At 31.2% G+C, this 17,346-nt stretch carries 10 protein-coding genes and 1 tRNA gene; 5 read left to right on the forward strand and 6 right to left on the reverse strand.

The window, feature by feature from the left end:
- Positions 1–8: 8 nt before the first annotated feature.
- The 3 genes from gyrB to BABL1_RS00950 form a co-directional block, all read right to left on the reverse strand.
- Positions 9–2,411: a DNA topoisomerase (ATP-hydrolyzing) subunit B gene (gene gyrB, locus BABL1_RS00935; protein WP_023791229.1), complete on the reverse strand. Its 2,403-nt coding sequence runs from the start codon at positions 2,409–2,411 to the stop codon at positions 9–11.
- 282 nt (positions 2,412–2,693) lie between these two features.
- Positions 2,694–3,125: a hypothetical protein gene (locus BABL1_RS00940; protein WP_023791231.1), complete on the reverse strand. Its 432-nt coding sequence runs from the start codon at positions 3,123–3,125 to the stop codon at positions 2,694–2,696.
- Positions 3,126–3,931: 806 nt separating this feature from the next.
- Positions 3,932–4,912, reverse strand: coding sequence for a phosphoinositide-specific phospholipase C-related protein (locus BABL1_RS00950; protein WP_023791235.1), 981 nt, complete (start codon positions 4,910–4,912; stop codon positions 3,932–3,934).
- 229 nt (positions 4,913–5,141) lie between these two features.
- Here BABL1_RS00950 and BABL1_RS00955 point away from each other — a divergent pair, with 229 nt between their 5' ends.
- The 5 genes from BABL1_RS00955 to glmS all read left to right on the forward strand — a co-directional run bounded on the left by BABL1_RS00955 (position 5,142) and on the right by glmS (position 8,584).
- Complete coding sequence (locus tag BABL1_RS00955; RefSeq protein ID WP_023791237.1) at positions 5,142–5,621, forward strand: nucleoside deaminase; 480 nt, start codon at positions 5,142–5,144, stop codon at positions 5,619–5,621.
- Positions 5,614–5,958: a TraR/DksA family transcriptional regulator gene (locus BABL1_RS00960; protein WP_023791239.1), complete on the forward strand. Its 345-nt coding sequence runs from the start codon at positions 5,614–5,616 to the stop codon at positions 5,956–5,958. The genes BABL1_RS00955 and BABL1_RS00960 overlap by 8 nt, the downstream gene beginning before the upstream one ends.
- Positions 5,959–6,027: 69 nt before the next feature.
- Positions 6,028–6,102: transfer RNA gene (locus BABL1_RS00965), tRNA-Thr, on the forward strand.
- Between the two features lie 65 nt (positions 6,103–6,167).
- Positions 6,168–6,590, forward strand: coding sequence for a 30S ribosomal protein S9 (gene rpsI / locus BABL1_RS00970; protein WP_023791241.1), 423 nt, complete (start codon positions 6,168–6,170; stop codon positions 6,588–6,590).
- Between the two features lie 143 nt (positions 6,591–6,733).
- On the forward strand, positions 6,734–8,584 hold the full coding sequence (gene glmS / locus BABL1_RS00975) for a glutamine--fructose-6-phosphate transaminase (isomerizing) (protein ID WP_023791243.1): 1,851 nt from the start codon (positions 6,734–6,736) through the stop codon (positions 8,582–8,584).
- 19 nt (positions 8,585–8,603) lie between these two features.
- Here glmS and BABL1_RS00980 read toward each other — a convergent pair whose 3' ends face one another.
- The 3 genes from BABL1_RS00980 to BABL1_RS05165 all read right to left on the reverse strand — a co-directional run bounded on the left by BABL1_RS00980 (position 8,604) and on the right by BABL1_RS05165 (position 17,318).
- Positions 8,604–9,770: a lactonase family protein gene (locus BABL1_RS00980; RefSeq protein ID WP_023791245.1), complete on the reverse strand. Its 1,167-nt coding sequence runs from the start codon at positions 9,768–9,770 to the stop codon at positions 8,604–8,606.
- 176 nt (positions 9,771–9,946) lie between these two features.
- Positions 9,947–11,086: a lactonase family protein gene (locus tag BABL1_RS00985; protein ID WP_023791246.1), complete on the reverse strand. Its 1,140-nt coding sequence runs from the start codon at positions 11,084–11,086 to the stop codon at positions 9,947–9,949.
- Positions 11,087–11,264: 178 nt separating this feature from the next.
- On the reverse strand, positions 11,265–17,318 hold the full coding sequence (locus BABL1_RS05165) for an immunoglobulin domain-containing protein (protein WP_023791248.1): 6,054 nt from the start codon (positions 17,316–17,318) through the stop codon (positions 11,265–11,267).
- Positions 17,319–17,346: the final 28 nt, after the last annotated feature.

Genomic DNA, 17,346 nt, shown 5'->3' on the forward strand with positions numbered 1-17,346 from the left:
TATCTGTGTTAAATATCTAAGTTCTTGGCAAATATACCATACTCTTCTATAAATTCTCTTCTGCCACCAACATCACTACCCATTAAAGTATCAAACCAGGAATCAGCTTCTAGAACATCTCCTATTTTTACTTGAATTAGAGTTCTTGCTTTTGGATCCATCGCTGTTTCCCAAAGTTGTTGAGGATTCATTTCTCCAAGACCTTTATATCGTTGAATAGACATATAAGGTTTACTTATCTTAACAATAGCAGACATTAAGTTTAATATACCTTTATCAGATATTGAACGTTCTCTATCACTTATTTTTAAAGTCCAATTACTATTTAGATTATCAAGAGTATTATACATCTCTACTAGCTTATAAGCTTCAGGGGAATTAAATAAATCAAAATCAACTGACCAATCATTATTAAGTTGTTTAAAACTCAATATATAATTATCTTCTTTTTTATCTAAAGTAATTGAATATCCTTTAAAGTAATTTCTAAGCTTATTAACCACTACATCCATATTATCTTGATTATCTAAATTTTGATCGAGTTCTTGATTAATTAATGGATTTTTAAATAAAAACTCTATAATCTGATTCAAATGTACATAGTGCAATTTAAATGTACGAGCAAGGTCCTGCAATTGATCATAGTATCTTAATAAATTATCAAAAACTAAATTATAATCTAAAATGCTTAATTTTTGACCATTTATAATTAAATCACCGTTTTCTTTTATCCAATCGATTAAGAACTTCTTAAAAGACTTTTCATCAAGTAAGTATTGCTCTTTTTTACCTATCTTTGCTTTATAAAGAGGTGGTTTTGCTATATAAAGATAACCATTTTCTATAAGATCTTTCATATATCTAAAGAAGAAAGTTAATAGTAAAGTTCTTATATGAGATCCATCAACATCAGCATCGGTCATCAATATAATTTTATGATATCTAGCTTTTGATAAATTAAAATCTGTTTCACCAATTCCAGTCCCAATAGCAGAAATTAAAGATCTAATCTCTTCATTTGATAAAATCTTATCAAATCTAGCTTTTTCAACGTTTAAAATCTTACCCTTTAAAGGCAAAATAGCTTGCGTAAATCTATCTCTTGCAGATTTAGCTGATCCACCTGCAGAATCACCCTCAACTATGAAAAGTTCACTCTCAGAAGGATTTTCACTTGAACAATCAGCAAGTTTTCCTGGAAGCACAACAGATTCAAGAACGGTTTTACGTCTTGTTATTTCTCTTGCTTTACGAGCAGCTTCCCTTGATTGCATAGCCAAATAAGCTTTTTGTAATATCTTTCGAGCAACTGCAGGATTTTCTTCAAAGAAAGTATCAAGAATATTGCCAACCCACGATTCAATAAGCCCTTTAACTTCACCATTTCCTAATTTAGCCTTAGTCTGTCCTTCAAATTGAGGTTCTGCGATCTTTAAATTTATTACGCCAACAAGACCTTCTCTGACATCTTCACTTGAAAAGCTTTCGCTATCTTTTAGAATATTAAACTCTTGACCACGTTTATTACATACTTTAGTCAATGCTGCTTTAAAACCAGCAACATGAGTACCTCCCTCTATAGTATTTATATTATTAACAAAAGAAAATAGTTGTTCAGTATAACTATCGTTATATTGTAAGGCAATTTCTATATAAGATTGCTCATCTTCTTTAAAATTATAAATAACATTACTAAATAGTGGAGTTTTTTTAGAATTTATATGCTCAACAAAAGATATAATCCCACCTTCAAAATAAAATTCATGGCTTTTACCACTTCTTTCATCTTTAATAAAGATCTTTAAGCCTTTATTTAAGAAGGCAAGTTCTCTAAATCTTGAAGATAGTACATCAAAACTAAAAATTGTTGTTTCGCGAAATATCTCTGGATCTGGTAAAAATCTAATATAAGTACCACGCTTTTTAGTCTCTTGCGTCACTTTTAAGATATCAAGGGGTTTACCTTGTTGATATGATTGAACATGAACTTTATTATTTTGATATATAATTAATTCAAGAGATTGAGATAAAGCATTTACAACTGAGACCCCAACACCATGAAGCCCTCCAGAATACTTATATACATCTTTGTCAAATTTACCACCAGCATGTAATTTAGTTAAAGCAACCTCAGCTGCTGATATATTCTCAGTTGGATGTATACCAGTGGGAATACCACGACCATTATCTTCAACAGAACATGAGCCATCGGTATGTAATATTACCTCAATCTTATCACAATATCCGGCCAAAGCCTCATCAACAGAGTTATCTACTATTTCATAAACCAAATGATGTAATCCATTAACTCCTGTAGAGCCAATATACATCGCAGGTCTCTTTCTTACTGCCTCAAGTCCTTCTATAACACGAATAGACTGGGCACCATATTCTTTCTTATTATCTGACATGTCTAAATTTTTCCCTAATATAGATTTATAAATAAATTCTTAATTTTAATATATAACCCTTTATATAATTATACCTTAAAGATAAAAATTTGTCTAAAAACGAACTTTGGATAGTCAATTTGAAATAATTAAAATAAACTTGATACAGTAAAAATAGCACTAGAAGATTCTATAATATTATGTTTTTCATAAGAATTTTGTCTATGAGTCATCTTGGTTTAAGAATAATAAAATAAATATGATCAGAAAGATCTATCAAAATAATAAATTCTTCTAATTTTCTCAAATTTGCGATCTTTTAACAGCACGGTAGATTAATGTGCAAGCTATAAGAGAATGTAAATAGTAAATAATATAATATATCCCATGTATATCATGTATATTATAGTACCAAGCCAAAAATGATCCAATATTAAATATAATTATAAATCCTATTCTTTCCATAGCCTTAAAAATATATCTAAGGTTAGCAGGCGCATCATCTAAGTATTCTAAATTTACACGACGTACTAATTTTTCAGGATAGAGAAAAAGCTGAATATAACAACAAGTAGTTACAAAACTTAATATAGTTGGAAAAATAAAACTTAAAGGAAACTGTAATCTACTAAAGGGTGGAAAAGTAAAATTTAACACTATTTGTATAGTGCATAAATATAATATCGTTATCCATTCTTGCTTAAATTTGAACAAACGTTCTTCTGATTTATTCATAATGATTTAAATAGAACTTAAAAAGATATGATTAATGCCACCATGTAATAATATTTTAAGTTCATAAATTCCTTAAACATAATTGTTTTAGTTAAGTAACAACACAATATTCTATCAAACTTTATTTTAATAGCAACTCTCAATTAGCATTTAATGTATCAAATAATTAAGAAATCAAAGCTGGTAAAGAATTATCCGGAAATAAACATTTTTATATGCATTATAAAAAAATAAGCCTGGTAATAATGAACAAAGCTACAGTATTTAAATCAGGATTATAAGAAATCACCTTGTTTTAGCAAGTATACTTATATTATTATATCACCAAAAAAGCCTAAATCCCTTAAATATTGAAATAGCATATTGAAAATAATAAATGTAATAATAAATTGCCATGTAAAATAAAACGTAGGATAATCATATGGTCCCATTAAATATGTTCTTAATAATATAGCGATTAAGCCAGCTAGTAATATAAGAAACAATTTAAATATAGCCTGTTTAAGATATCGGATTATGGTCATATTATAGCCATCTCAAGAACGCTAACTACTAATGAAAATTCTAAAATGTAATAATTTTAAGTTCATAAACTCTTCGAAATTAATTGTTTTAGTTAATTAACAATGCAAATATTCTATCAAACTTTATTTTAATAGCAATAGATTAATAAATCTTTTTCTTAGTTCTTCCCTATACTTTATACCCTTTACATATATTCGTCTTTAAATCTTAAATGCAAATCATTAGCAAAAGCATTTAATATTATTTTTTGCTTTATTAAATCAAACTAACATTAATTAAAATCAAGAATTTTTTTTGACTAATTTTGAGTACATTAACTTTCTAGTTTTCCGATCGTTGGCCTTGTTATTAATCTCATTTACCAGCCGCATCAAATTACCTTCATTGACAAAATCTACCGCTATAAAATTAGGATACCTTTTGCCAAATACTTTACTCTTTAGACAATTATCTAATAGCTTTGGTACACCTTGGGAATTAATTCTTTCAAAATTTATTCTTTGAAAGGGTTTTATATAAAAATGAGGAAAGTAATTCATAACATAGATATATCTATCTTGATCCTTACCTGCAGCAATAGACTCTAATCTCTCTTGACTTGCTCGATTGACATTTGTAGTACCATATTGATTCTCAAGATGACAACTCCATTCATCATAGATATACCTAGTCTGGCCTTTTTGATTAAATATAACCATACGTTTATTATTCTTTTGCATCCATTTAACTTTAGGCCATCCGTCTTTCTTACAGGGATCCCAAATACTAGGAGTCAAAATTAAATCTTTAATCCCTGAAGACTCAATTACATCATCAAGGTCTTTACCTTCAGTATAATTTTCCAAAAATAAAGTAATAATTTCTTTATCGTTTTTCTCTAAAAATTCTTTAAAGATTTTAAAAGATTTCTTAAGACTCATCGGTTTCCCTTTAAAGGGTCTTAAGACCATTTGAGTAAGAGTACAATTATTATGACACAATCTAATTTTTTTCTTACCCCTAAAAAAATTAGAAGAATAATGAGTATCTAACATAAAACCTCTAACGCCGTTTTTTAATTGATTTTCTAAACTCCATTTTTGTTGTGGTTGCATATACCCATCTTCTTCACTTGAAAATGAATTATGAGATGTTAAAAAAGTAACCTCATGATAACATCTTGAATCATTAGGCAAACACCAAACATCTAAATTATCTTCCAAACAATAAATATTAAGTCCTAAAAAAAATAATAAATAACTTATATAATTAATGTTTTTCATAGACAACCTCCAAATAACCGTCCATTTCATAGAAAATTTTATCAAAATTGCAATAGCCCAAATCTTTAACTAGATATATATTACAAATAACAAATGATAATAATCAATAAAAATAAAGAGCAAAAAAACAGCTTTATCAATTTGAGAAGTTAAAAATATTTCATTTTTAATAAATTAATGATATAATTTAATATCGACTAAAAATTCCAAATAAAATCATTAAATACTTATGAATAATTACACAAAAAAAGAAGACCAATTTTTTATGGCTCTTGCTTTAAAACAAGCAAAACTTGCTTTCAATAAGTCTGAGCTGCCTGTAGGGGCTATAATTATATCTAAAGATAAAAAAATTTTAAGTAGAGGATACAACAAAGTAGAAAGCAAATTGTCACAAAGCAAACATGCTGAAATAATAGCTATTGAAAGAGCTTGCAAAAAAATAAAGAACTGGCGATTAAATGGTTGTACCATTTATATAACATTAGAGCCATGCTTAATGTGTAGTGGATTAATAGCTTTAAGTAGAATAGAACGAATAGTTTATGGCGTAAAATCTCCTCTTTTTGGGTATAATATTGACAATCAAAGTTGTCCTAATTTATATAAAAAACATATTAAGGGTATTACTCAAGGTATTTTATCTGATAAGATAGAGACGCTGTTAAATCAATTTTTTAAAAATAAAAGGAAATCCAAAAGTGAGTAATTTAGAAACTATCAAAAAAAAACTTATATTAAGAAAAGAAGAATTAGAAAATGGTCTTTCTCGATTGTATAAAGAAAAAGTAAGTGAAGATATAGTTCAAGATACAGCAGATCAAGCACTTACTTCATCACTTGAAGATATTAAAATATCTCTTCATAATACTGAGCTTGATGAATATAAAATGATTCTAAAGGCACTTGATATGATCGAAAAAGGTACTTATGGTATATGTGTTGACTGCGGTAAACCTATATCAGAAAAAAGACTATTATTATTTCCTAATTCAACCAGATGCCTAATATGCCAGGAAGCTCTTGAAGAAAGAGAGTCGGCATAATAGCAGATTTTAAATTCAACAAGCTATAATTTATTGTATATTTTTTAATATATGTTATAATTTTTTAAAGCCGATGTAGCTCAGTGGTAGAGCAACTGATTCGTAATCAGTAGGTCGTCGGTTCAAGTCCGATCATCGGCTCCAAAATTTTTTAGAATTATATAAACTATAGAGTTTAAGTAAAATTAAATAATCAAATAAGGTAAAGTATGGATATAAAAATGACATCAAGAAGCTCCAATCAACCTTTAGCACACGGTGTAGGTAGAAGAAAATCTGCAGTCGCTCGTGTTTGGTTAAAAAGAGGGCAAGGTAAAATAGTAGTAAATCATAAAGCTTATAATGAATACTTCGACACAGATGTAGCTCGCATAGCAGCTTACAAACCGTTTGAAATATATCAAAATGCAGCAAAAATCTATGACGTTGTAGTTAACGTATGTGGCGGTGGAATCATTGCTCAAGCGGACGCTGTTAAACTTGGCATTGCTCGTGCTTTAGTAGAAGCTAATGATACTTTACGTCCTTTATTAAAAGAACATGCTCTTTTAACTGTAGATTCAAGATTAAAAGAACGTAAAAAATATGGTCAACGTGGCGCTCGTCGTAAGTTCCAATTCGTAAAACGTTAAAAAATATTACAATATTATTTATTGTTTAAAGCCCTCTTGCATACGAGGGCTTATTTTTTTATCTATTTTTTTTTATAAACTTTTGTTATTCTAAAACACAAATTTATTGTAAAAAGTTATAATTATATTTAGGACAACGAAATATGTGCAGTGTAGTTGGATATATAGGCAAAAATTATTGCCGATCTATAATAATGGAAGGCTTAACTAGATTAGAATACAGAGGCTACGATTCAGCAGGTTTTGTATGCTTACATCCTCAAGATCAACGCCTAATTTACACAAAAGCACAAGGCGGTGTAAAAAATTTAATAAATAACTTAGAAAACACTACAATTGATGGTTTTGCTGGTATAGGTCACACCAGATGGTCTACTCACGGTATTGCATCAACTGAAAATGCTCATCCTCACTTTGATTGCAACAAAAATATATCTATTGTACACAATGGAATTATAGAAAATTATTTAGAAATTAAAACAAAACTAGAAAAGTCAGGGCACGTTTTTTATTCTCAAACCGATACAGAAGTTGTAGCTCATTTATTAGAAGAGTTATTAATATCGACCAAAGACTTAAATAAAGCGATTGTCGAATTAGTAAAACATATAAAAGGAGCTTATGCTCTTGCTTTTTTAATTCAAGATTATCCCGATGCTATATTGCTCATACGCAAAAGCTCTCCATTATGCATAGGCTACGGAGACAATGAAGTATTCATAGCATCCGATGCCTTAGGATTTGCAGGTAAAACCAATCAAGTCCTATTTGTACCCGATAAAAGTTTTGCATTAGTCAAACAAAACAAAATCGAACTTTATGATTTCGAGGGTAAATCTTTACCACTTGAGTTTCAAATAGTTGATATCAATTGGTCAGCAGACGGGAAACAAGGCTATGAACATTATATGCTTAAAGAGATATATGAACAAAAAAAGGTAATTCAAGGATTAGTTCATAAATTCAAAGAAATAGAAAATAGCTTATGGAATCAATTAGGATTTGCAAACGGTATAGATGATATTCGGAATTTAGACCATATATATTTAATAGGTTGTGGTTCTTCTTGGCATGCTGCTAACATTGCAAAGATATTTTTTGAAAATATTGCAAATATCGAAACCAGTATACATCTATCATCAGAACTTAGACATTCTAACTTTTTTGCAAAAAAATCAAGCATTGCTATAGCTCTTTCTCAATCTGGTGAAACAGCTGATACTTTAGAAAGCCTAAGATTTTTAAATGAAAAAAATATACATACCATTGCTTTAACTAATGTAAAATCAAGTACTATTACTCGAGAATCTAAAGGATACTTTTTAACACATGCAGGACCTGAAATAGCTGTTGCTTCTACCAAAGTCTTTTCTGCACAACTTGCTTCTCTTTATTGGATTTCACACAAAATAGCATTTGAAAAATCAATTATAAATAAAGAAATACTCGATATATCAAAAGACAATTTACTTATAACTGCAGAATTATTAGAGGGTATAATAGAAGATTATAAACAAGATATAATTGAGAAATTAGCCCCATATTATTCTAAATTCAAGTACCATTTATTTTTAGGTAAATTTATAAGTTATCCTATTGCTATGGAAGCAGCATTAAAATTAAAAGAAATATCGTATATATTTACTGAAGCTTGTCCAGCAGGTGAATTAAAGCATGGTCTTTTAGCATTAATTGATCAAGATACTCCAGTATTTATGTTCTCTTCTATGGATAATAATATATATAAAAAATTAGTAATAAACGCTCAAGAAATAAAAGCTCGATCTGGTCATTTAGTAACATTTGCATTTGAAGGGCAAAAGGAATTAATAGAACTATCTGATTATTCATTTGTAATACCTCAAGTCAAAACATTACTTGAACCTCTTGCTTTAACTGGAATAATGCAATTTTTCGCGTATCAAATTGCAAAGAATTTAAATCGTCCAATAGATAAGCCAAGAAATTTAGCAAAATCAGTAACTGTGGAATAAAAGGGGAATTATCCCCTTTTTAAGATCCTAGTACAACTTGAAAAATAGATATATTAGCTGAGCCTGCATTTGCAGTAGCTGCAAACAGTTTGCCATTAGAAGTAATTGGTGAAAATGCTACAGAAAATGGAATATCTCCTGTTCTATAGTTACCTACAAACTTAAAATTACCGTTATTTATGTCTACGTTATACACCGAAACATTATTAGAAGAATGATTAGCTACAGCAGCAAATAGCTCATTATTAGAAATAATTGGTGAAAATGCTACAGATAAAGGATAAGCTCCTGTAGAAGGACTAAATAGTAAGTTAAACTTACCATTTTCTACATTAACATCATAAACTGAAACAGTATTAGATCTATAATTTGTTACTGCAACAAATAATTTATTATTCTCTGTTATAGGTGAAAATGCAATAGAATTGGGATTTCTACCAACTGGAGACTCATAAATAAATTTAAAAATACCTGTATTGGCATCAACTTGGTAAAATGAAACAGTATTAGAACCATAATTAGCAACTCCAGCAAATACATTACCATCTTGGGTAATAGGCGAAAAAGAAACAGCAAAAGGAATCTTACCTGTCTGATAATTAACTGGAAGTGATACAGTATTAGTATTTAAATCTATACTATAAACTGATAGACCATCTTCACCTGTAGATGCACCCTCATTAACAACTGCAAAGAACAATTTATCTTTTGATGTTACCGGCATAAATGACACTGAATAAGGAAAGCGGCCTGCATTATAATTAGCTATTTGCTTAAATTCTCCAGTATCTATATCTACACTGTATATAAAAACATTTTCAGATAAAAAATTGACTACAGCAGCAAATAATTTATTTGAATCAACTAAAGAAGAAAACGCTATTGAAGAAGGATTTTCACCAACAGATACAGGAAATTTTAAATAAGATAAAAAACCATTATTTACACTATAAGTTGCTAAACTGCCATTATTATTACCAAAATCCCCAAAATTAGAAACTGCTGCAAAAAGTTTTCCTTGAGAGGTAAGAGGAGAGAAAGCTACATCGCTTGGTGATATACCAGAACCATAATCTTGCCTATTAATAAATGATCCCGGAATATTATTCTCATCTATATTTTGGCATAGAATATTACCTATAAACATCAGCGGTAATATTAATATAACTTTAGGAAACTTTTTCATTAACCCTCCTTATATAATAAAGAATACAAATTAAAATTAAATTTTTCTGCTATAAATAAATTTATAATTTTAAATGAGTTAAATTAACCTCAAGAGCGCTAAATTAGTATTTAACGCTCAAATCACCTAGTAAAATAAAAATCAAAATTTTTTATTTACACTTTATATCTAGACAATTAAGATTCTAATTCTACTTGATATACTGAAACCTTACCTGATCCATTAGCTACTGCTGAAAATAATTTACCTGATAAATTTATTGGCGAAAATGCCACTGAAAATGGCAAATCTCCAGTGGAATAATTACCTATAGTCATAAATTTACCATTATTTTTATCAACATTATATACTGAAACAGTATTAGATGAATGATTAGCAACTGCAGCAAATAAATCCCCATTTGGTGTTATTGGTGAAAATGATACCGAGTTAGGAGATGACTCTGTTGGATAACTAGACAATAGATCAAATCTGTAATTATTTATATCTAATTTATATACTGAAACAGTATTAGATGAATGATTGGAAACTGCAGCAAATAAATCCCCATTTGGTGTTATTGGTGAAAATGATACCGAATTAGGATTAGTTCCAGTTTGAACGTCATTTACAAATTGGAGTCTACCTGAAACCTTATCAACTTTATAAAATGAAACTATACTGGTTTTATAATTAACGGCTGCTATAAATAAATCTCCATTTTTGGTTATCGGTGAATAAGATACTGAAAAGGTATCCATTCCCATTTTATAATCAACTCTTAGAACTTTGTTTGTGCTTAAGTCCAAACTATAAATAGAAACGCCATTATTTGCAATTGCAAAGAAAAGTTTATTTTCTAATATTATTGGCGCAAATGCAACTGAAAATGGAAGTACAACATCATAACTAGCAATTTCTTTAAACTCTCCAGAAATTACATTAACGTCATAAATCAAAACATTTTCAGAAGTTAAATCAACTAAAGCAGCAAATAGCTTGTTTTCATGAGTTAAAGGTGAAAAGGCTATTGAAGTTGGATTCTCACCTGAAGAAACTGGAAACTTTAAATAAGAAAATATTCCCTCATTATTTATACTATATACAGAAACACTCCCATTTTTCTTTCCAAAGTCTCCAAAGTTAGATATAGCAGCAAAAAATTGTCCCTCAGAATTAAGAGGAGAAAATGCAACATAATTCGAGGTTATACCAGAATCATAATCATGCCTATTAATAAACGTTCCAGGAATCTTATGTTCATTTACATTTTTACATAAAATATCTTCTATAAATATCAATGGTAATATTAATATAATTTTAAAAAACTTTTTCATTATTTCTCCTTAATAAATTATCAGTATTATTTTAACTTTTATTTGTAAACTTATTCAATATAAAGTTATTTTGCTATAAAGTTTATATTTCATTGACTTACAAATAAAAAGACCTAGAAATATTTCTAGGTCTTAAGATAAATTTAATTATTTTTTAAGTTTTACTATCAAATGAATACTAAGAGCAATACTTAGAAGCAATAGCACTACTTAAAGAGCTAGTAGCTCTGACAGTAACATTAACAGAATCACTTGCTGTAAAACCATAAGCATCAGTTACTATAACTGTATAAATACCAGAGTTTGCCGTTGTTGCATCTTTAACAATAAGGATTTGATCAGTTGATATCAACTGACCAGAAGTACTTCTGGTCACTGCTGGCCCAAACCATTGATAAGTGTATGGAGCTTGACCTCCACTTACTTGAGCTATTAATTCTATTGTTTGACCTTGACGCACATTTAAAGTATTGGAGATTATATCTACACTTAAATCATCTAATCTAATTTCTATAGTTTCTGTTATTGTATTACCATTGGCATCTGTTACTGTTAATGTATAAGTTCCTGTGTTTGATCCATTTGCATTATTGATAGTTATTATTGGACTATTAGATGTAAATCCGTTTGGACCTGTCCATTGATAGGTAAACGGCGCTTGGCCACATACTATATTAGCTCTTAATGTTATTGCTGATCCTGGAGCTACTACTGCAGGGTTTGGTATTATTTCAATAACTATATCTTCTAAATTAATTTGAGATGACCCAATACTTACACATCCGTTACTATCTGTCACTGTTACCTGATACACTCCTGAGGTTAATTCACTTACATTATTTATCGTTATATTTTGAGTATTTGCTGTAAATCCATTAGGACCCGCCCAACTATAGGTATATGGAGCAGACCCTCCCGTTACATTTGTTGATAATGTAACTGTAGATCCAGGGCATACTGAAGTAGATGATGGAGTAACTGTAACTGAAATATTACTTACAACTACATCAACTGAACTTTGAGCCGTACAACAAACTTCTCCTGACATATCACAACTTGTTACTACAACTCTATAAGTTCCAGAATTGACTGGTTGAGCATTTGGTATATTTATCGTTTGCTCAGTTGAGCTAAATCCATTTGGTCCTGTCCATTGATATGTAAAGGGCGGATTACCTGATGTTACTTGAGCTGTTAATGTTATTGTTGTCCCCTGACATATATTTTGTACTGCATTAGCATTTACCAAATTAAAAAAGTTTGAATCAGAAATTATATTAACATTTACAGCATTTATTGTTACTGTAGAAAACCCTAAGGAAGAACAGCCATTTACATCAGTTACTTCTAATTGATAAGTACCTGCATTTAATTCACTTGCATTGCTTATAGCTATATTTGGGTTATTCGATGTAAATCCATTTGGACCTGTCCATTGATATGTATACGGCAATGTTCCTCCTGACACACTTGATGTTAAATTGATCGTTGCTCCTAAACATGTTGATAATGTATCTGGACTTACTTGAACTTCTAACTCACCTATTTCAACTGTTGCTGTACTTATTCCAGAGCAACCATTACCATCTATTACTGTTACCGTATAGACTCCTTGATTTGTAGTACTTATACCAGAAATTACTGCTGGATTTCCTGTAAAACTATAACCATCAGGACCTGACCATTGATATGTATATGGTGCTACCCCACTTGTTACATTCGCTGTTAAAACTACCGTTGAGCCAGGGCATACACTAGTATTTGAAGGACTTACAGATACTATTACTTGATCCACACTTATATTGGATGAACCACTTCCTGAGCAACCATTCGCATCTGTTACTACTACATAATAGGCTCCTGAGTCCAGTAAAGTTGCATTATTAATAATCGCTGGATTACTTGTTGAAATAAACCCATTAGGACCTGACCATTGATAGGTATAAGGCGCTACTCCTCCTGTAGGATTTGCAGTTAACGTTATTGTTGATCCAATACACACTGCTTCCATTGCTGGAGAGACTAATACGTTTAATTGACCTACATTAACAGTTGCTAAACTTACACCGGAACAACCATTTATATCTGTAACTGTTAGTTGATAAGTACCTGCATTTGATAAAGTTGCATTATTAATCGTTACATTTTGATTATTTGATGTAAATCCATTAGGACCTTGCCATTGATAGCTATAAGGTTCAATTCCTCCATTTACATTTGCTGTTAATGTTATTGTTGATCCAATACATATTGATTGCGATACTGGTACAATTGAGACACTCAACTGACCTACATTAACTACTGATGAACTCGAGCCTGAACAATTATTAGTGTCTGTAACTGTTACCTGATATAAGCCTGCATTTGATAAAGTTGCATTATTAATAACTAATGGATTAACTGTTGACGTAAAACCATTAGGACCGGTCCACTGATAACTATAGGGTGTAGTTCCTCCACTTACATTTGCTGTTAATGTTATAGTGGATCCAACACATACAGATTCTAATGAAGGTGAAACGGACACACTTAACTGACTTACATTAACAGCAGAGGATGACATGCCGGTACAATTATTGCTATCAGTTACTATCACACTATAAGTTCCTGAATTTGACAGACTAATATTTGATATAGTTATAGGATTACCTGTAGATGTATAACCATTAGGACCTACCCAACTATAGCTATACGGTGATGTACCTGATGTTACATTTGCTGTTAATGTAACATTTGAGCCTATACAGGCTGTAGTAGTACTTGGTACAACATTAACACTTACAATATCCACCGTTACCAAACTAGATGCAACTCCTTGACAACCATTACTATCTGTTACTGTTACTTGATATAATCCTGAATTAACTTGTTGAGCATTTGATATAGTTATTGAAGCACTAGTTGATGTAAATCCATTAGGTCCTGTCCATTGGTACGCATATGGCGCTACTCCTGTTGTTACATTTGATGATAAATTAATTGTTGATCCTAAGCAAACAGTACTAGAACCTGTAATATTAACATTTATAGTATCAACTACAATAGTAGTTGTTGCAGTTCCTTGACAACCATTACTATCTGTAACTGTTACTTGATATATTCCTGCATTAGATGAAGTTATATTTGAAATTGTAACTGGGTTAACTGTTGATGTAAATCCATTGGGTCCCGTCCATTGATATGTATAAGGAGCCAATCCTGAAGTAACAACAGCTGTTAACGTTGAAGAGTTACCAGAGCAGACAGTACTTGGAGATGAATTTGCAGATACTATTACTTCACCAACAGAAACTGTAGCAGTGCCCATAGCCTGGCAACCATTGCTATCTATAACCGTTACTTGATATGTACCTGCATCTGATAAAGTTGCACTACTTATTTGCAATGTAGGACTATTAGTTCCAACCGGACTGCCATTTAATGTCCAAGTATAATTTGTATAAGTTCCACTTCCACCTAATGGCATTGCTGTTAATGTTATATTAGATCCAACACATACAGAAGCTGGATTTGGCGTTATCGTTACCGTTGGATTCGGATTTACTACCACTTGAAAATTATTTGATACTCCTGTACATCCATCATTATCTGTTACTGTAGCATAGTAAATTGTTGTTGATGTTGGTGACACTGTTCTTGTTACTGTAGATGTTACATTACTTTGTATAACTCCATCTGACCATGTCACATCATATGGCGATGTTCCTGTTAACGTTAATGTCAATGTCGATGAACTTCCTAAACATATTGGCGATATTCCATTTAATACTGCTGTTGGATTAGGGTTTACTTTTACTATTATCGGTCCTACTAATTCACATCCATATATCGTATCTGTTACTTGAAAATTATAATGAAAAGTTCCAGCAGTACTTGTATCTGGAGAAAATGTACTTGTAGTACTTACTATAGTCCCACTTGAATCAGTCCACTGATATGCAAAGTGACCAGATCCTCCACTTGCTACCGCTGTCAATGTTATACTTTCTCCTACACATGTACTTGGCGCAACACTTGGTTGTATTGTAAGGTCAAATAAAGAGTATACCGTAACCTGGACTGAGTTTGAAGTGCCCTGACAAGGATTACTATTACTATCGGTTACTATAACTTGATATGTATAGTTTCCTGCACTTAAGTCATTTATTGTATAGGTATTATCAGATGTTGTGATCAATGGACTTCCATTTTGATACCAATCATAACTATAAGTAGGCGTTCCACTCGTTACATTTGCTGTTAAGGTTATTGATGCTCCCTGACATATTGCAGTAGAACTTGTATTTAATGTCACAGATACCTGATCTACTGGTATTGTAAAGTCACTTGAAGTAGTACTACAAGTGGTCATTGTGTCTGTTACTGTCACTTGATACACTCCATCATTTGTTCCTGGAATTATATCATTAGCTATGTATGTTGGACTAATTGCGCTAGGAATAGGACTTCCATTTAATAACCACTGATAACTATATGACCCTGATCCACCACTTACATTTGCTGTTAATATTGCATTTCCTCCATAACATGCTGTTGGCGGAGCTGAACTTATTGTAACCGTTGGATTAGGATTTACCGTTAACTGAATCAATGTAACTCCGACTGCACATTGAGTTACAGTATCCGTTAATTGAAAAGAATAATCAAATACACCAGCAGTACCTGTATCTGCAGACAATATATTTGTAGTATTTACTAAATCTCCATTTGAATCAAACCATTGATAAGCAAAGTTACCAGATCCTCCACTTGGTACCGCTGTAAATATTACACTTTCTTCTACACATGTACTGAAAGTATTGCTTGGTTGTATCGTAACTTCAGGACGAGAATATACCGTGATCTGAACTGGATCTGGAATTCCTTGACAACCGTTACTATCGGTTACCGTTACTTGATAAGAACCTCCATCAGAAGAAGTTGCACTTGATATAATCAATGGATTATCGCTTGACGTTCCACCGTCAGGCAATGTCCAGGAATAAGTATAACTTCCACTTCCTCCTAATGCTACCACTGTTAACGTTATACTTGACCCTACACACACATTTTCCGAACTGACTGTTATCGAAACTATAGGTGCTGTTTCTACACTATAAACAGTAATATTATTACCGCCATAATTAGCAGTACCTAGAAATAAGTACCCAGTAGTTGTTAACGGAGAAAATGCTATTGAATAAGGGTATTGATTGGTTGCATAATTAGCTACTGAAGTTAAAGTTCCAGCACTTTGATCTACACTATACATAGAAATATTACTAGATAATTGATTAGCAACGCCAAGAAATAAGCTTTCAGATACTACAGAAGAAAATGCCACTCCATGAGGAGATGTTCCAGCACCATAAGTATTAATAAGATCAAGAGATAGATTTTGAGTATTTACCTGATAAATTGTAACACTATTGTCGGTAAATGAAGAATTAGCAACGGCAACAAATAAATTACCTTCAGTCGTTATTGGCGAAAACGCTACTGATATACATGAGGCAGTAGAACTAGATTGGTAAGTCCCTAAAGAATTAAAAACTCCAGTACTAGTATCCACTTGATAAAAAGAAATATTATTAGAAGCATAATTAGCAACTGCAGCAAATAAATCTCCATTTGGCGTTATTGGCGAAAATGCTACCGAAGAAGGTTGACCACCAGTAGTATAATTTCCAACTACACTAAATACCCCTGTACTTTCATCTACCGTATATACAGTAACTCCATTGCTTCCAGAAGTACCACCATTAGTAACTGCGACAAATAGATTACCATTGACAATAGGAGAAAATGCTACTGAAGAAGGTTGAGAACCAGCATTGTATGTATTTATAGAAATAAAATTTCCGCTTTGATCTACACTGTATGCGGTTACACCACCTCCACTATTAGAAACGGCAGCAAATAAATTTCCTCCAGATGTTATTGGCGAAAAGGCTACACCGCTAGGTACTCCGCCTGTTCCGATTGAACTTGAGATTTCTGTAAATGTGCCTGTAGTTTGATCTACACTATATATTGATAAATAATTAGTATTAGAGTTCGCAACTGCAGCAAAAAGATTGCTATTAAATATAGGTGAAAAAGCAATGGATTGAGGATAAGAATCACTGGGTAAACTATAATTTTGCCTATTAGAAAGCGATCCAAGATTACAAACAGATTTCATCTCATTGTATAAAATCAGAGAAAATATAACAATAAATAAACATTTGGTTAATAGTTTTATAAATTTCATAACTACCTTATCAGTTAAAAAATCTTAA

It is taken from the genome of Candidatus Babela massiliensis (assembly GCF_000513475.1).
Classification (GTDB): Bacteria; Babelota; Babeliae; order Babelales; family Babelaceae; genus Babela; species Babela massiliensis.